The sequence below is a fragment of the Butyribacter sp. genome (assembly GCF_056818865.1).
The window spans coordinates 52,717-71,305 of sequence record NZ_DBLYGC010000019.1 but is presented as its reverse complement, the minus strand read 5'-3'; the positions used below and the strand labels follow the sequence as shown (position 1 = coordinate 71,305).

General features: G+C 36.2%; 14 protein-coding genes and 1 pseudogene. 12 read left to right on the top strand and 3 right to left on the bottom strand.

What is annotated here, in order from left to right; all coding sequences use genetic code 11:
• Nucleotides 1–287 precede the first annotated feature (287 nt).
• The 9 genes from ACZLXV_RS09940 (at nt 288) to ACZLXV_RS09900 (ending at nt 10,340) form a co-directional block, all read left to right on the top strand.
• Nucleotides 288–662, top strand: coding sequence for a CidA/LrgA family protein (locus ACZLXV_RS09940; RefSeq protein WP_482383306.1), 375 nt, complete (start codon nt 288–290; stop codon nt 660–662).
• Nucleotides 652–1,356, top strand: coding sequence for an LrgB family protein (locus ACZLXV_RS09935; RefSeq protein WP_022224621.1), 705 nt, complete (start codon nt 652–654; stop codon nt 1,354–1,356). The genes ACZLXV_RS09940 and ACZLXV_RS09935 overlap by 11 nt, the downstream gene beginning before the upstream one ends.
• Nucleotides 1,357–1,435: 79 nt before the next feature.
• Nucleotides 1,436–2,014 (top strand): cytidylate kinase-like family protein, encoded by a 579-nt coding sequence (locus tag ACZLXV_RS09930; RefSeq protein WP_482383305.1) that lies wholly within the window; start codon nt 1,436–1,438, stop codon nt 2,012–2,014.
• A complete protein-coding gene (locus ACZLXV_RS09925) occupies nt 1,998–2,687 on the top strand; it encodes a FadR/GntR family transcriptional regulator (RefSeq protein WP_482383304.1) in 690 nt (229 codons plus the stop codon). Before ACZLXV_RS09930 ends, ACZLXV_RS09925 begins: the two co-directional genes overlap by 17 nt.
• A gap of 334 nt (nt 2,688–3,021) precedes the next feature.
• A complete protein-coding gene (locus ACZLXV_RS09920; protein WP_482383303.1) occupies nt 3,022–5,304 on the top strand; it encodes an ABC transporter ATP-binding protein/permease in 2,283 nt (760 codons plus the stop codon).
• Entirely contained in the window at nt 5,301–7,733 is a 2,433-nt protein-coding gene (locus ACZLXV_RS09915; protein ID WP_482383302.1) for an ABC transporter ATP-binding protein/permease, read from the top strand. Before ACZLXV_RS09920 ends, ACZLXV_RS09915 begins: the two co-directional genes overlap by 4 nt.
• A gap of 138 nt (nt 7,734–7,871) precedes the next feature.
• Nucleotides 7,872–8,651, top strand: coding sequence for a uridine phosphorylase (udp, locus tag ACZLXV_RS09910; RefSeq protein ID WP_482383301.1), 780 nt, complete (start codon nt 7,872–7,874; stop codon nt 8,649–8,651).
• A 48-nt stretch (nt 8,652–8,699) separates the two neighbouring features.
• Complete coding sequence (cdd, locus tag ACZLXV_RS09905; protein WP_482383300.1) at nt 8,700–9,113, top strand: cytidine deaminase; 414 nt, start codon at nt 8,700–8,702, stop codon at nt 9,111–9,113.
• A gap of 33 nt (nt 9,114–9,146) precedes the next feature.
• A complete protein-coding gene (locus ACZLXV_RS09900; RefSeq protein ID WP_482383299.1) occupies nt 9,147–10,340 on the top strand; it encodes a phosphopentomutase in 1,194 nt (397 codons plus the stop codon).
• A 177-nt stretch (nt 10,341–10,517) separates the two neighbouring features.
• On the opposite strand, the gene ACZLXV_RS09895 is transcribed toward ACZLXV_RS09900, so the two are convergent.
• The 3 genes and pseudogenes from ACZLXV_RS09895 to ACZLXV_RS09885 form a co-directional block, all read right to left on the bottom strand.
• Nucleotides 10,518–12,743, bottom strand: a complete 2,226-nt coding sequence (locus ACZLXV_RS09895; protein WP_482383298.1) for an RNA degradosome polyphosphate kinase — start codon at nt 12,741–12,743, stop codon at nt 10,518–10,520.
• A 124-nt stretch (nt 12,744–12,867) separates the two neighbouring features.
• Complete coding sequence (locus ACZLXV_RS09890; RefSeq protein ID WP_482383297.1) at nt 12,868–14,439, bottom strand: Ppx/GppA phosphatase family protein; 1,572 nt, start codon at nt 14,437–14,439, stop codon at nt 12,868–12,870.
• Between the two features lie 113 nt (nt 14,440–14,552).
• A pseudogene (locus tag ACZLXV_RS09885) lies at nt 14,553–15,338 on the bottom strand (peptidoglycan-binding domain-containing protein); the annotation flags it as partial.
• Nucleotides 15,339–15,601: 263 nt separating this feature from the next.
• Here ACZLXV_RS09885 and ACZLXV_RS09880 point away from each other — a divergent pair.
• From ACZLXV_RS09880 to ACZLXV_RS09870, 3 genes are read left to right on the top strand one after another with little or no spacing between them, the layout of a single operon-like run.
• Nucleotides 15,602–16,885: a hypothetical protein gene (locus ACZLXV_RS09880; protein ID WP_367335545.1), complete on the top strand. Its 1,284-nt coding sequence runs from the start codon at nt 15,602–15,604 to the stop codon at nt 16,883–16,885.
• On the top strand, nt 16,878–17,543 hold the full coding sequence (locus ACZLXV_RS09875; protein ID WP_482383296.1) for a DUF6320 domain-containing protein: 666 nt from the start codon (nt 16,878–16,880) through the stop codon (nt 17,541–17,543). The genes ACZLXV_RS09880 and ACZLXV_RS09875 overlap by 8 nt, the downstream gene beginning before the upstream one ends.
• A 19-nt stretch (nt 17,544–17,562) precedes the next feature.
• Nucleotides 17,563–18,483 carry an alpha/beta hydrolase gene (locus tag ACZLXV_RS09870; RefSeq protein ID WP_482383295.1) on the top strand — a complete coding sequence of 307 codons (921 nt, stop codon included), beginning with the start codon at nt 17,563–17,565 and terminating at the stop codon, nt 18,481–18,483.
• Nucleotides 18,484–18,589: the final 106 nt, after the last annotated feature.

Below are 18,589 nucleotides of genomic sequence, written 5' to 3'. Positions count from 1 at the left end.
GCGCGAGGCGAACAATTTCGATGAGCCTTGAGGCTCAAGCAGGAAAAAGCCCCTTATAGGGGCAGAGCAAACCACCGGCTAAGCCGGTGGTTATGATTGTTATAGGTAGTGACCGTCCATGAGACGGAAAGTTTATATCAATTTCTGCGTTAAAAAGCCACAGCGAAAATAATTCTACTTTGATATTTCTTGACATGATATAAAAAAAGAATATAATAATTGGTAGAACCAATTTAGAATGATTAAATTATTCTAAACAAACTAAGAAAAAATAAAAAGGAGAAATGATGAAGTATTTAAAACAGTTTCTTATTATTATCGCAATTTCAATGATAGGAGAGATTTTGAAGTACCTGCTTCCGCTTCCTGTTCCTGCCAGCATTTATGGTATGGTTATACTTTTTGTGGGTCTTATGACAGGGATTATAAAACTTGAGAGTGTCAGAGAAGCAGGAAAATTTTTGATTGCGACAATGCCTGTTATGTTTATACCTGCAGGAGTGGGACTTATGTCATCCTGGGGAGCGTTAAAACCTGTTCTTATTCCTGTGAGTATAATAACAATTGCGTGTGTATTCACGGTTATGGGTGTCAGCGGAGTGGTGACTCAGTTCCTTATACGATTAAAAAAACAGATGAAGGAGGCTCATTATGAGCATTAAATTAAATGAATTTTTTGAAATATCAGCATTTGCCGGAGTAACTTTAAGCCTTTTGGCATATGCATTTGGAATGTTTTTGAAAAGGAAAACACATCTTAGCATATTTAATCCGCTGTTGGTGTCTATAGCAGTTACTATTGTTGTTCTTGTTATCGCTGATGTCGACTACGACACATATAATAAAGGTGCAGTATATTTAAGCTGGTTTCTCACACCGGCTACAGTCTGTCTTGCCATTCCATTATATGAGCAGATAGAGCTGTTAAAAAAACATTGGAAAGCAGTTCTGACCGGCATTTTGTCCGGTGTTTTGACAAGTCTTTTGACTGTATTTGTTTTGTCAAAGTTGATGTCATTATCTCATAAGGAATATGTTACAATGCTACCTAAGTCTATCACAACAGCAATAGGTATGGGAGTTTCTGAGGAGCTTGGAGGTTATGTTACTATTACAGTTGCTGTAATTATCGTAACAGGAGTTCTTGGAAATATATTAGCTGAGTTTTTATGTAAGATTTTCAGGATAACTGAGCCAATTGCAAAGGGGCTTGCGATAGGTTCAGCGTCGCATGCCATAGGAACGGCAAAGGCAATGGAGATGGGAGAGATTGAGGGGGCAATGAGCAGTTTATCAATTGCCGTAGCCGGAATTATAACTGTTGTCGGAGCTTCAATCTTTGCCAATTTTATATAAAAATTTTTGATTTAAAAAAATGGAAGTGGCTTTGTGCCTGCGGGTCAAAGTCTGTGGTTTGGGAAAGGAGTGAATTACTATGATAATAACTATCGGAAGAGAATGTGGATGTAGGGGAGATTCTGTAGGAAAAGCACTTGCCAAAAAATTTAATATACCTTTTTATGATAAGAATGCTATAAAGGAGCTTGCAAAAAAGAGTGGGGCATATGATAAATACCCGAATTTTTTTGCTGAAAAGCCGGTTAATTCGCTTATTTATTCTATTGCTATTGAAGAGAATGTTGCTACGCATGATACGCCGGAAAAAGCTTTTGACATGCTGCTTGACGAGGAAAATTTTGTTGTTATTGGAAGAGCGTCCAATGTTGCATTTAGTGATAAAAAGGATGTTATAAGGCTTTTTATCAGCGGTGAACGTAAACAGAGGATTGAATACATCAGGAAAAAACATGATATATCTGAACGAAAAGCGGAAAGACTTGTAGCGGAGACGGATGAGAGAAGATCAAGTTATCAGAATTTTTATACAGGTACGGATTGGGGATATTCAGAAAACTATGACCTTTGTCTGGATGTTACAAAGCTTGGAGTTGATGGGGTTGTTGCAATGGTAGAATTATATGCAGAGAGGATGGGGTATGGAAAATTCAAATAAGCAGGAATATAAAAAAGTGATAGAATATATCTGTCAGCTTTTAAATGATAATTCTTTAAAGGCAGGGGACAGACTGCCGGCAGAGAGAAGTATAGCCCAGACACTTTCCATAAGCAGAAATTCAATAAGAGAAGCCCTTAGTGCACTAAACGGAATGGGAATTATTGAAAGAAGGCAGGGGTCTGGCAATTATATTTCAAAAAATTCCGTTGCAGCAATAAAAGATATGATACATATAATGCTTGCAATTGACAGTACCACAAAAGAGGATATTTGTTCATTCAGAAGATATATGGATAAAATGGTATGTATGGCAATAGCAGACAAAGGGATAAATGAAAACCAGAAAGTAAAGATGCAGATACTTGTTGAAAAAATGGAACTTGCCGGGAGTGCTGATATAGCAGATTTAGATGAAAGTTTTCACAGAAATCTTATGCTGGCAACTGAAAATTCTTTTTGGATATCAATAATGGATGCGGTTATTGGAGTGTATAGGGAATGGATTGAAAAAGTTTTTGAAGAGACAGATGCAGATGATTATGACAGATTATTGAAATGTCATTCACTTATATTGAGCGGTATTTTGGAAAATAAACAGGATTTGTGCATGTATGCTATTGACAGGCATTATGATATTATAGATAAACTTCTGAAAAATAAGCGGGACTGAAATGTAAAAGAAATAATTTGAAAATTAAAATAAGATATTGGGTTCAAAATAATAGTATATCGAAAACGGCTGTAATCTGATTTGATTATAGCTGTTTTTTTACGTTTAGATTTGATTAAAATAGTTTTTGAAATTGTGAAATTTGTGAAAAATATGTGAAAGAGCTGGTATTTGTTTATTAAATATTAAAATAATTGATGAAACATTTAATAACTTATGGTAAAATATTTTATATATATGTTATAAAAATGGCAGATTATTGTTCAAAATGTACATAATCTGATGCTGATACGACATTGTTGTACCAGTTATATTAAAAAGAAGGAGAAAAGATATGAGCACAGCAAAAATCAGTCTTGTGAATGTGAGTAAGAGTTATTTTTCTGAAAACGAAGTGACACAGGCTCTTCACAAGATAAATCTGGACTTTTATTTTGGTGAGTTTGCAGCTATTACGGGAGAGAGCGGAGGCGGTAAATCAACGCTTTTAAATGTAATAGGCGGTATGGACAACTATGATGAAGGTGAAATGTATGTAGATGGCGAAGCTACATTCCAATATGACGAGAGTGAGTGGGAGGAATACAGAAGAAAGAAGATTGGCTATATATTTCAGGATTACAGTCTTATAGGCCATTACACGGTTGTTGACAATATAGTATGCGGTCTGCTTGCTATGGGAAAAGATAGGATTGAGGCAGAGAGTCTGGCGGAAATATATATTGAGAAAGTTGGACTAAAAGGATTTGAAACTCATCCTGCAAATGAACTTTCGAGTGGTCAGAAACAGAGGCTTTCTATTGCAAGAGCATTGGCTAAACAAACCGGTGTTATTATAGCAGATGAACCTACGGGCAACCTTGACAGTGAGACAGGTCTTTCTATTATAAAGCTTTTGAAAGAAATATCAAAAGAATGTCTTGTGATAATGGTCACCCATAATTATTCCCAGGCGGAGCCTTATGTGACAAGAAAAATAAGACTTCACGAGGGTATGATAATCTCAGATGTGAAAGTTGGAGAAGAAAAGCAGACAGTTGATATTACGGACAGTGATGATATCACAGAAGAATACAATGATAAAAAAGAAGTTTCGGCAAATGAAAAAAAAGCCCACTCAAATAAAAATATTGATTTTAAATATGCATCTTTTTTTGCAAGATTAAATTTAAAGACGCAGCGTGCAAAAGCTATATTGTTCACATTTTTCCTATTTATAATAAGTACGGTTTCTTTTGTGCTTATCGGTGAAATCTGTGTGAAAAGTGATGATATTTTTACGAAGGACTATGAAGATTCAGCCTTTGCCAGAAAAGATGACAAGAGAATTGTCGTAAAGAAAAAAAACGGTAAAAATATAACATCTACAGATATAGATAAGATAAAAAAAGTAAGATATGTCAATCATGTAGATTCGTGCGATTATGCGAATGATATAAATTATTATATATTTCAAGATGTAGATTATGAGATAAAATACGGACAAAGAATAGAAGAACGTGAGATGACAGGCTCAGGAAGTGTTTCATTCACAAACCATGATAAGTTTATGTCATCAGTTGACTGCATTGATAAGTCGGATTTGAAAAAGGGAACACTTCCAAAAGAAAGAAATGATATAGTGCTATATTCAGAAGACGAGAGCATTATAGGAAAAACATATAAATGTTATTTTTCGGCTGCTAATATATGGGATGCAAATGACTATTGTATGGCAGAAGTTACAGTGACCGGTATATTAAAAGACGAGACAAAACAGGTTTATTTTTCTAAAGAATTGTGCAATATGTTGTCAATGAAATTAGATTCGGGAGAGTTCAGGCTGCTTTATGAGTATGATCATTCAATGGGAGACTATAAAGTAAAACGTCTTCTAATACCTATCATAAATAATGATTTGAAAGGAAATGAGGTGCAGCTCTCAAAAAATCTTGGTGAAGATGGTCCTGCTTCCGGGGAGTATACGTTAAGATTTCAGCAGCTTGATGAAAATGGAGATGAAGAGGGCAGATATGTTGAACAACAGATAGATATTCTTGAACAGAAAAGCGATAGCAGCAGAAATTTTATAGAGGTAAGCAGCGAATTATACAATAAATATTATAAGGCAGAATGCAGGCAGTCGTCTGTTTATATCGATAGTTATGCAAAGACAGATAAAGTTATGAAAAAACTTAATAAAATGGGATATTATGCAATAAGTACATACAGAGCCGGAGCAACTATAGATAATGAGACAAAGGCTAACCAGCGTCTTGTTATAATGGGAATTTGCGTAGCAGGTCTTTTAGTAATGTTTATAGCTGAGTTTTTCATTTTGAGGGCAATGATGTCAATAAAGATAAAAGAATATCTTGTTCTTAAATTTATCGGAATGAAAATAAGCATATTACGAATGATAAGTTATATTGAAATGGGAATATACTGCGGTATAGCTGTGATTATCACATTTATATTGATGGCTGTACTTAGAATGTGCGGTATTGACTTCATTACGGATATAGCATGGTATTATACATTTGTCGGTTATCTTTGCTTTATTTTATACAACGCTTTTGTATGCTTTATGACAGTAACCGGATTTAATCATTTACTAAAGGGGAGGCTTCGTCAATGATTCGTGTAAATAACTTAGAAAAATATTATAATAAAGGAAAAAAGAGCGAACAGCACGTTCTGAACGATGTAAACCTTGAGTTTGGAAATACCGGGCTTGTTTGTATTCTTGGAGAGAGTGGTTCCGGAAAGACAACATTATTAAATACAATAGGAGGACTTGATGATTTTTCGGGAGGTTCTGTCGAGATAAACGGAAAGAAAATAACAGGCTATTCGCCTAAAATAATAGATGCGATAAGAAATGAACATTTTGGTTATATTTTTCAGAATTATTATATACTTCAGGAATATAGTGTTGAATATAATGTAAAGCTTGCGCTAAACAGATATAATCTCACGGAGCAGGAAAAAGATGAACGAACAGATTATATACTTGATATGTTAGGCATACTCAAATATAAGAAAAAGCTTGTATCGAGATTGTCCGGCGGTCAGCAGCAGAGGGTATCTATTGCCAGGGCACTTGTAAAAGCACCTGATATAATTCTTGCTGATGAGCCTACGGGAAACCTTGACGAAGAAAACACATTAAAAACAATGATGATACTAAAAAGTATATCAAAGGAATGTCTTGTAATTGTTGTTACACATGAAAAACGTATAGCTAAATTTTTTGCAGACAGGATAATAAAGGTTTGTGACGGAAAAATTATAAGTGATGCGCCTAATAATGCTACAGCATATCAGAGAAGTGATGATGCGAATATTTATCTTAAAGAATACGAGAAAGAGACAATAAACAGTCAATATGCGGATTTTAAGCTTTATCGTGGACAGGATGCGACTCCGGAAAAACTTATGCTTAATTTCGTGTGGAAAGATGAAAAGTTATACATACAAAATCTGATGCCCAACGATATTGTGATAGCAAATGACGAGAACGGTATCCGGATACTTGACGAGGAAAGACCGTCTCTTGATATTAAGGATGTTGAAAATTTTGAATATAATCTGACAAGACTTGATGAAAAGAAAAATGTCAGACTGCCGCTTAGGGAAGTATGGAATATGGCTAAGGCAAATATATCGGTACTTGGAAAGAAACAGGGTTTTATAGCAATAATACTTCTTGCATCGGCGATTCTGCTTTCAATAACAACAGCCAAATTTGTTAATGATAAGACGATTGATGAAAAGAGTATTGTGTCTACAGATTCACATTATGTACAGCTCGATTTCAAAAATATTTCTGTATTTGATTATGATGATCAGGTCAAGATACTGGATTTTGCAAAGCAGTATATGACCGACAAAGAATATGGAGATATATTTTGTGTGCCTTCTGCAAATATGTATCTTAAGGGTAAGGTGTTTAGACAATTAAGGGAGCTTGGACAGAATCTTTCAGGTTTTTCATATGTGTCATATGAACATCTCGACAAAAAAGATATTCTGTATGGAAGAATGCCTAAAAAGAGAAATGAGGTAGTGATTGACAAGCAGGTAATTGACAGAATGACTGAGAAAAAAAGTGCAGTGACTTTAATGTATTCGGGATACAAGTCATATATCGGCGTAAAAATCAGTGACAGCTCTGATTCAAAAATATTAAGAGTAGTAGGTATAAGTGATACAAGTGAGCCTACTGTCTACTGCAACCAGAATGTGCTGTTAGGTTTTTCGGAGAATTCATATAAGCTTGAAAGTGTTGATGAATTTAAGGAAGAAAATGTTAAGGGATATGAAAATCTCTCTCTTAGAGACAATGAAGTGCTTCTAAGAAAGGGATTTGCAGAAAGCGAGGGTTATGAAGTCGGGGATACAATAGAAATCGGTGATGATATAGAAACACATTATACGATTGTTGGAACTTTTCCTGATAGTCTTGATATTGATTATGTATTTTCCGATAAGGGATGTGAGAACATCAAGTGCCTTATGGTGTATGATAACAGGTCATGTCTTATCTATACGGATAATATACAAAAGACAAAAAAGTATTATAAGAAAACAGGCGCCGAACAGCTCGATGTATTTGCACCGTCTATGACAGTACCGCATGATGACGAAATAAAAAAATATATCGAGGAAAATTCAAATGATTCGTTTACGGGAAATCTTATAACAGTTGTTGCGGTAATCATATCAATTATAATGATATACTTTATGATAAAATCAAATGCAATGACCAGAAGTGAAGAATTGACAGTCTACAGAATGTTTGGAATATCAAACAGAAGTATCATAACTGCATTTATTATGGAATTATATGCGATTGCATCTGTGACAACGCTTCCGGCAGTATTGGTAACGGCAGGTGTCATAAAGGTGATAAGTCTCGTTCCGTCATTAAATATGGGAATTATATTACCATGGTGGGCAGTTCTTGGACTTTTGATATGCATATATCTTGCATATGCAATTATCTGTATACTGCCAATAAAATCAATACTTGCAAAACCACCTGCAGCACTGGATTTGAAGTAGTGGATATGGTTGAAAAAACTTTGTGAATATTGTATAATAAAAACATGTTTTAGATATTATGGAATTGTGCAGATAGTACAAAAAAGTTGGAGTTACGGCTGAATATTATAAAATAAAATTGGAGAGGAGGCTGGTTTTATGGTTGATTATACGGAAGGCTCAGGCAGACAGTATCATACAAATGTCGGAATGGGAGATGTAGGAAGATATGTTATCATGCCCGGAGACCCAAAGCGATGTGAAAAAATTGCAGCATTTTTAGATGAACCGAAGTTTATTGCGGACAATCGTGAGTATGTCACCTACACCGGAAAACTTGACGGGGTGAAGGTGAGTGTCACTTCAACAGGTATAGGAGGACCCTCTGCTGCTATAGCACTTCAGGAACTTGTAAGCTGTGGCGCAGATACTTTTTTGAGAGTCGGGACATGCGGCGGAATGCAGGATGATGTAGTCGGGGGTGATATTGTTATAGCAAACGGTGCTATAAGGATGGAAGGCACGTCAAAAGAGTATGCACCTATTGAGTATCCGGCAGTTGCAGATATAAATGTCATAAATGCGATGATGGCAGCTGCGAAGAAACTTGATTTAAAATATCATGTTGGAGTAGTTCAGAGTAAGGATTCATTTTTCGGTCAGCATGAACCAGAACTGATGCCTGTAGGATATGAACTTAAAAACAAGTGGGATGCATGGATAAAAATGGGATGTCTTGCATCAGAAATGGAAACAGCGGCACTTCTTATTGCCGGAAGCTATCTTCGTGTTAGAGTCGGGGCATGTTTTTTGGTACTTGCAAATCAGGAAAGAGCCAAAAAAGGTCTTTCAAATGTGCAGGCACATGACACGAAGGCAGCAATAGAAACGGCAGTTGAGGCAGTCAGAGAGCTTATCAAAGCCGATAAGGCTGATTAGAATAAAAAATAAAAAGAGATGAGTATGAAAAAACGGAGGATTTTTATTATGAATGCAGAAGGACTTTTGGTAATGGCAGCGATGACGAGACACTCGGCATATGCACCGTATTCACATTATAAAGTAGGAGCGGCACTTCTTACTGAAAAGGGAAAAATATATACAGGGTGCAATATTGAGAATGCAGCTTATACACCTTCGAATTGTGCTGAGAGAACAGCATTTTTTAAGGCGGTAAGTGACGGAGAGCGTGAGTTTAGGGCAATTGCCATTGTCGGTGGAAAAGAGGGTGCAGATGAATATGATTTTTGTGCACCTTGTGGAGTGTGCAGACAGGTGATGATGGAGTTTTGCAATCCCGATGAATTTGAAATAGTTCTCGGAAACTCTGCAGGAGATATAAAGGTTATCAAATTAAAAGATATGCTTCCTATGGGATTTGGACCTGAAAATCTTGAATAGAAATAAAATATATGCAGAAAAGAGGGTGTTAGTATGGAATATAAATTCAAAAGAATATTTACCATAGTCATAGACTCGATGGGAATCGGTCAGATGGCAGATGCGGCGAAATTTGATGATGTCGGGGCAGACACGCTTGGTCATATCTCGAAGTCTGTTGAAACATTTGAGATACCGAATTTCAGACGATTGGGAATTGCAAATCTTAAACCGTTAAAGCAGGTTTCGCCAGTCGATACACCACTTGGATATTATTTTGCAATGAACGAGAGAAGCAATGGTAAAGACACAATGACAGGTCATTGGGAAATGATGGGAATAAACACAACAAAGCCTTTTATTACATTTACCGAAACAGGATTCCCAAAGGAGCTTATAGCGGAACTTGAAAAGAGAACCGGGCGAAAAATAATCGGAAATAAAGCGGCAAGCGGAACTGTTATTCTTGACGAACTTGGCGAGGAGGAAATTAAGACAGGGGCACTCATAGTGTATACATCTGCCGATTCGGTTATGCAGATATGCGGTAATGAAGAAACGATGGGACTTGATAATCTCTACAGATATTGTGAGATTGCAAGAGAACTTACGCTAAGAGACGAGTGGCGTGTAGGCAGAGTTATTGCAAGACCTTATACCGGAATGAAAAAGGGTGAATTTGTGAGAACAAGCAACAGGCATGATTATGCTTTGAAACCTACGGGACGCACGGTTCTCAATTCCCTCAAGGATGCAGGTTTTGACGTTATTTCAGTCGGAAAGATAAATGATATATTTGCAGGTGAAGGAATAACGGAGAGCAATCGTTCAAAGTCAAGTGTACATGGAATGAAACAGACGATAGAGATAGCTGAGAGAGAGTTCTGCGGTCTTTGTTTTGTAAATCTTGTAGATTTTGACGCATTATGGGGACATAGGAGAAATCCTGTGGGATATGCAAAAGAGATTGAGAAGTTTGACAAAAATCTTGGCATACTGATGGATAATCTTAATAAAGATGACCTTCTTATAATAACGGCAGATCATGGTAATGACCCGACATTTAAGGGAACTGACCATACAAGAGAGAAAGTTCCTTTTGTGGCATATTCACCGTCTTTTAGCGGATTTGGAAAACTGTCTGAAACCGATACGTTTGCTGTAATCGGAGCGACAGTTGCCGAGAATTTTGGTATTACAATGCCAGAAAATACGATTGGAACATCAGTTCTTGATTTGTTAAAATAAAAATTTAAAATTATTATAAGATGTATTGTTTATTATAAAAAAAATCTCTTTTACCTTGAAACTGGTAAAAGAGATTTTTTTTAGAGGATGCGCATTTCGCGGAAAGGAAATAAATGCTATGCATTCCGCTCAAGCGCGAAAGAGTCGCTTGCGACTCTTTGTACTGGAAAAATAAATTTAATCTTCCTGTTCGTCATCATCAATATGGAGAAGCGGCTCGAAACTGTTATTATATGTTGCACTATGTTTATTTTTCTTGGCGTTTGCGTTTGCAATAGCTTCTTTGCAGAAATACTGCTGTGCACATATTTTTTTCTGACCGATTTTGCGTGCTGGTATTATATATGTTCCGTCACTCTGCATTACTCTTGCCTTTACGTTATCTGCAAACTGTACATCCAAAATATGAATAATTTCTTCTTTCAGGGTTTCGTCTTCAACAGGGAAGAGAATTTCGACACGTTTGTCAAGATTTCTAGGCATCCAGTCAGCACTTCCCATATATACTTCTTCAAAGCCGTTATTGTGAAAGTAGAAAATTCTGCTGTGTTCAAGGAAATCACCTACAATCGAGCGGACGGTGATATTGTCACTTATGCCTTTTATTCCTGTTTTGAGACAGCATATTCCGCGGATGATAAGGTCAATCTTAACTCCGGCAGCAGAAGCTTTATACAGTGAGGCAATAATACCGGGATCACAAAGAGAATTCATTTTTGCTTTTATAAATGCTTTTTTGCCTGATTTGGCAAATTCCGTTTCACGGTTTATCATTTCAGTAAATCTGTCACGGAGCCAGATAGGTGCTACGGCAAGCTTGTTCCATGCGGCAGGCTCTGAATAACCTGAAAGCATGTTGAAAAATGCAGTTGCATCTTCGCCTATAGCCTTTTTGCATGTTAAAAGCCCCATATCCGTATAAATTTTAGCTGTGCTGTCATTATAGTTTCCAGTACCAAGATGAACATATCTTCTGATTCCGTCCTCTTCTTTTCTTACAACAAGTGTAATCTTGCTGTGGGTTTTTAATCCAACAAGACCATAGATAACATGGCAGCCGGCTTTTTCAAGCTTTCTTGCCCAGATAATATTGTTTTCCTCGTCAAAACGTGCTTTTAATTCGACAAGTACAGTAACCTGTTTACCGTTTTCTGCTGCCGCTGCAAGCGATGCGATAATAGGAGAGTGGCTGCTTACCCTGTAGAGTGTCTGCTTGATTGCAAGTACATCAGGGTCTTTTGCTGCTTGTCTTACAAGTTCAATAACAGGTTCAAATGTCTCATATGGGTGATTGAGAAGTGCGTCATGTTCTTTTATCTGTTCAAAAATATTTTTATTAGCATCAATCCATTTTGCAGGCTGAGGGGTATAACCTTTACCTTTTAGGTCATCATAGCCTTCGATACCAGCAAGTTTTGAAAGAAATGTGAGGTCAAGAGGGCCGTTTATCTTAAATATATCATCGTCATTTATTTCCAATTCTCTTTTGAGTGTTTTGAGGAGTTTTTTGTCAACGCCGTCTTCAACTTCAAGACGTATTGCCTGACCCCACTGTCTCTTTTTTAACTGGCGCTGGATTTCTATAAGCAGGTCAGCAGCTTCATCCTCGTCGATTGAGAGGTCGGCGTTTCGCATTATACGGTAAGGAAAAGCAGATAATACTTCGTAATTTACAAAAAGTTTATCAATGTTTTTCTCAATTATCTGTTCCAGAAGGATAAAGCACTTATCACTTGATTTTTTAGCCGGAATTTCAACAAATCTTGGAAGTCCTGAAGGAACCTGGACAGTTGCAAAATCGGTATCACTTACATTGTCTCCAAGATTTTTTTTGTGATGTGATACATAAAGTTCACGGAATTGACCATTGCCGTCTTTTTTGTTTGATGGTTTAAATTTCAAAATTGCACCGATATTAAGAGACTTATTTTGTATAAGCGGAAAAGGTCTTGCAGAGTCAACAGCCATAGGTGTAAGTACAGGATAGACCTCGGAACGGAAATATTCGTTTACATAACGCTCCTGTTTATCATCAAGGTCTTCGTAGTGAGAGATAAGATGGATGCCGTTATCTGCAAGTTTTGAGATAAGCTTTCCGTAAACATCATATTGTTCGTGTACCAGTTCATGAGTTTTTTTACTGATAGCTAAAAGCTGTTCTCCGGGTGTCATGCCCGCAATGTCTTTTTTGGTATAATTAACATGAACCATATCTTTTAGAGAGGCTACTCGTATCATAAAAAATTCATCAAGGTTTGATGCCGTGATAGCGAGAAAACGCAGCCTGTCCAAAAGAGGAAGTTTACTGTCCTGTGATTCGCTTAGGACTCTGTAGTTGAAAGAAATCCAGCTCAGTTCCCTGTTGTAAAAATATTCGTGTTTTAAATAATTATTTTCTGACATAAAGTCCTCCTGTCTAAAAACTTATATTTGTCTAATTGTCCGAATGCATTTATATTTGTCATATCGATTTTATCAATTATATTGATTGCATCAATTTTATCGATTATATCGACTGTTAAACGTATCAAAATTCTTTCTTTTGTTTAAGAATAGGCTTGATTCCGTAAAGTTCTTCGAAAAAGTCGGAATTATTGTCAAATATTCCCTGTTCAAGTGTAATGTCATATAATGTTTTGCCTGTAATAAGGAGCTTTGAACCACGCAGATATACAGTGGTATTTGCAAACTTCTGCTTGTGGCTTCTGTCCATTGCATCTGCGAGAAGCAATATTGAATTTAACTTTGCGATTTTTATAAATTCCTGCTGACTGAACACATCTGATATTTCTGCATATTTCGGAAAAGATGAATCAAGGTATCTTATCATATATGCAACCATCACTCTTTCCTTGTGCGAAAGACCGATTATTTCAGTTGACATTACAATCTTGTAGGAATTTTCACCGACCGCATTCATGTTTATGAAGTTGCCGCAATTGTGAAGTATAGCAGAAATCTGAAGCAGAAGCTTGTCATGTTTTGTCAGGTTATTCTGTTTTTTTACTGCGTCAAATAATAAAAGACAATTCTTTTCGACATTGCGGTGGTGTGGTTCATCGGAGTTGTATCGTGCTGCAATGTTTCTAGCTGTAGAAATGATTCCGTCGGTGAAATTAAAAGCAGGTGCTATTTTTTCCTTCTTTTCAGCGAAGTCAGCTGCCATTCCGTCACAGATGGTCATTCCTGATATCCATATCTGCCATGCGTCTGTTTCTTCAAGTATATTTCGGTATATCATTGCGATAGGAAGGAGCAGAGATGCTTTGTCAAGTGATGTATTTAATTCTTTGGCAAGTTCATCAGGTGTTTTTGAAGTGATGGATTTATAAAAATCATCAAATTCAGAACGGTTTACACAGTTTCTCTTCTCGTATCTGGCATCGGTAGATTTGAGGGTGCCAAAATGATGAAGAGTCATATACTTGACAAAACTTTGAAGCTGATTTCCCATTGCAATAATATTTTTTACTTTACGGCTCTTTAAGTAAAGCTGCACGAAAGTATGCAGTCCGTGGGAGATATAGTCGTATACAAGATTCTGGTAATTGTCTGTCTTATACTGCATATCCTGTAAAACTTCCTGTATTCTCAGAGAACCGAGCATGATATTCTGCGTTGTAATTAAAGTTTTCTTGTCATAGAGAGATAACTGGATGCTGCCGCCACCGACATCGACAAGAAGCGTTCCCTCCTTTATAAGGCTATGGAAAGAATTTTCTTTAAGGGCTAATGATTTGTAACAAAGATAGCGCTGTTCAGAATTGCTAAGTATTTTTATTAAGAAGCCAGTGCGTTGCTTTACCTGGTCGAGTACAATTAAATTGTTGTCGGCTTCACGCAATGCACTGGTAGCAATTATCATATAATCATGTATATCATATTCTTTCATTTTATTTGAAAAACCGTTTAATATATTACATAGTTTATCTATGGTAGTATAGCTAATGTGTTTGGTAGAGTACGTTTCAAGACCGAGTCTGGCTGTATGGTGAACATATTCGATTTCGTGTACACCATATTTTTTTGAAATTTCATAAATGCGCATTGATGTTTCATGCGAACCTACATCAATTGCTGCGAAAATAGTAACTGCCATATGCTCCCTCCTTAAGTATTTTAATATTGTATATATTTTATGCTAATGAAGGAAAAAAAACCAGTGGTTTTACAAGCATTTTGAAAAAAATTACATGTTCTTTACATATGAGATTAAGCCATTTCAGCAATCCTGCTGACACCAACATAAATCTCAGAAATTTTATACCATGTCGGAAAGTCCGTTACTCCGGTTTGTGGCAGTCCAAACACTTTTTGGAATACTTTTACGGCATCGGCAGTTCTTTCACCATAAATACCATCCTGTGAGATTTTGGGGATAAGAGGGTATGCATCGGCTATAACATTTAACTGCTGCTGCAGTTGCAGAACTTTACTTCCGGATGCACCTATTGTTAAATCGTAACCGGGCCAGGAAGATGGGATTCCTGAAATTTCAGTTGAGCTGTTTATATAAACGGAATTACCATAAAATGCACGAAGTATCTCGATGGCAGAATATCCCTGGTCGCCAAGATATTTTGAATCCCACTGACGCATCCAGTCAGGGCAGGAAACCATTTTGCCATCGCAGTACTGCGTAAAAAGAGGCTGCCTTACATTAGGTCTTGAAATATAATTTGTAAAAATATTATCAACTATTCTTGAAATGTTTTTAAAAATATTTCTTCCGGGAATCCACTTTTGGTCGTAGGCGGTGGAAGATGTGATGGTGAAATTATAGCCTTTATTTCGGTACCATTCCGTATACACCCTGTTCAAAGTAATAGATTGTATAGCCAGAATATTTGCGGTAAGTGTTGCCTCGGGCCATGTTGCATAGATTTCGCTTGATGCAACATTTTTAATGTAATCTTTATATGTTACATAATAATCTTTGGCACGGCTGTCAGAAGGAGGTCCGTCGTGCACGATTACATATTCGGGGGTGTGTGTGCGATACTATGTAAATGGAAAGGAAATATAGATGTTTAAAATCTGATTGCATATGAAAAATTAACACTGTGATAAAGTCTCGACATATCGAAATCGTATTTACCCTTTAAAAATAAAATTAGATAGTATATAGTATATGGTATATGCAAACATCTAAGGAAGCTTTATTAAGTTTTGTGAAAAAGTGGAGTGATTTCCACGGAATGATTTTGATGGAATTATTTCAATGGGAGTAGTTCCATAGTAACTAGGAATGGGGAAAGTTTATGAGAAAGCGTAAACATAAAAATAAAAATTGGGAGAAACTTGACAATACAGCAGTGCTTTTCCCGGCAATAGCATCAGAAGAAACGACAAATGTGTATCGTATATCTGTCAATCTTACTGAGGAAGTTGATGCAGAACTATTGCAAAAAGCACTGGATATGGTGCTCCCGGGTTTTGACACATTTAATGTGTGCATGCAGAAAGGTATATTTTGGTATTATTTTGAGACAAATAATAAGCCTGCACCTAAAGTGGTAAAAGAACATGATTTTCCATGCCGATATATTGAGCCATACAGCAATAACAACTATTTGTTCAGGATTACTTATTATAGGAAAAGAATAAATCTTGAAGTATTTCATGTTCTTGCAGATGGCATGGGCGGCATAAATTTTTTGAGAGAAATTACTTATCAATATCTTAGACTGAAATATTCGGATATAGCTGCGGTAAAGAAAGACAGGCTTTCAGATTACACATCACTAAATACAGAAGATAGTTATGTCAAAAATTATAAGAAGAGCCATGCAAAAGGATATGCGACAAAGAGAGCTGTTGAAATAAAAGGCGAGAAACTTTCGAGAGGTGAGCTGGGTGTAATTCACGGCTATATGAGTGTAAAGCAGATAAAAGAGGCAGCAGGAAAATATGATGTAAGTATAAATGAATATTTTGTGATAGTCTTTATATACAGTATTTATGTTGAATATCTTAAAAGAATGAAATCGGATAAAGCTATTGTATGTGCCGTGCCGGTGAATTTAAGACCTTATTTTGATTCGATGACAACAAGAAATTTTTTTGTAATGGTAAGTGCGATATTTAAGCCGGATAATGAAGAGTATTCTTTTGAAGAGATTGCTGAAATTATTAAAAAAAGTTTAAGAGGCCAGATAGTAAAAGAGCATCTTGAGGAATTGTTTTCGTACAATGTATCAAATCAGAAAAATATTCTTTTACGTTCAATTCCGTTTTTTATAAAAAAAATAGCAATGAAGTTGGTTTATCTTTCATCTGCAAAAGCAAATACTTCAACTGTTACAAATATCGGAAACATAAAGACGGATAAAGAGTATTCACCGTATATAAAGAGTTTTCATGCAATGATATCGGTATCTGCAGGTCAGAATATAAAAGGTGCAATATGTTCATACGGCGATACGATGGTATTCACATTTACATCGATTTTAAGGGACACATCTATACAGAGAAGATTTTTCAGAAAAATAGTTGAAGATGGCGTTGATGTAGAAATAGAAAGTAATGGGGTGTATTATGATTGAATGTAAAAACTGTGGCATAAAAATAAAAGATAAAACAAAAGTATGTCCCATGTGTGATATGGTTTTGTCAGGTGATGATAAGCATAACGAAAACACATATCCCGATGTAAGACAGAAAACAAAGATACTTAGAAGAATAGTAAGCATCTTTTCATATTTTGCAATTGTTTTGGAGATAGTTTTTGTTGTCATAAATTATTATAATTTTAACGGAGTTAAATGGTCTGAAATATCAGGCGGTGCAATACTATATCTTATTTTGATGCTTCATTTCATAATAAATGACCATTACGGTCATATCAAAAAAATGTATGTGGGATTTTTAGGGGCATTATTTTATATTATGCTTGTTGACTTTGTGCTTGGGTATAAAGGATGGTCATTAGGGGTAGGTATGCCTGTGATTGTTCTTGTGCTTGATGTGATAATCATAATATGCATGATAATAAACAGGCAGAACTGGGAGAGTTATCTGCTTCTTCAGATATTTTGTGTTATACTCGGAATAGTCCAGATGTTACTCTATTTTACAAAGGTACTTCAAAGTCCGGTTCTGCCGTGGACAAGTTTTTTGATTTCACTTATACTATTTACTTCAAGTGTAGTTATTGGAGACAGAAAGGCAAGAAATGAATTAAAGCGCAAATTTTATATTTAATGCTGATGAGAGGTTGGTAATGATAAAAGAGATTGATAATATAAGTTTACGTGCAAAGATTGTAAGAAATATAATAAACTTGGTTTCATCGGGGTTTATAATAGGTCCGGCGATAAAAAAAGGCACTATAAGAAGGAGATTAGTTGAACCGCCATGGCATTGTCCTGGTGGTTATAAAATAACAAAAATCAGTATGAAACGTTTTGAGATGGAACTATTGTCTCCTGAAAACATAAACAGCAGGTTTGTTGTGTTGCAGCTTCACGGAGGCGGTTATATCGGCAAAATGAGAAATGTATACAGGAATTTCGCAAAGGAATATTGTGATATGCGTGGCGGTATAAAAACATTGTCAATAGATTACAGAGTTGCACCAAAAAATCCGTTTCCTGCAGCTCTTGAGGATGCAGTGGCAGCGTATAAATGGCTCCTTGCAACCGGATATGAAGGGAAAGATATAATTGTTGCGGGAGATTCGGCAGGCGGCGGGCTTAGTCTTGCACTGGGTCAGTTTTTAAGGGACAATGATATGCTGCTTCCGGCAGGATTTGTATTGATGTCACCCTGGACGGATCTTACGGCATCAGGTGTATCTTATGAAGAAAATTACACACTTGACCCTATGTTTGGAAATACAAGAGAGAGTATGATATACAGTGGGGAATATCTTGGAGGATATTCGCCGAAAGAACCTTATATATCACCTCTGTTCGGTGATTTTTCAAAGCTTCCACCAATGCTTTTTCAGGTCGGGGGCATCGAGATGCTTTTGAGCGATTCAATATCTGCCGAGAAAAAAGCCAGAGAAGCAGGATGCAAAACAAACATTACGATATATGAAGAAATGTTTCATGTTTTTCAGATGGGACTTGATAAACTCGAGGAGTCCAAAGAGGCATGGGAAGAAGTAAAGAGATTTGTTGAAGATTTTGCGGAGTAATAAACATCATGAATATTACATGAATATTTTATTGTCTTTTTGCATAAACGGAAATAATAAAAATAATATATAAAGAGCCTATATTTTAAAGTTTTTAAGTTGGTAA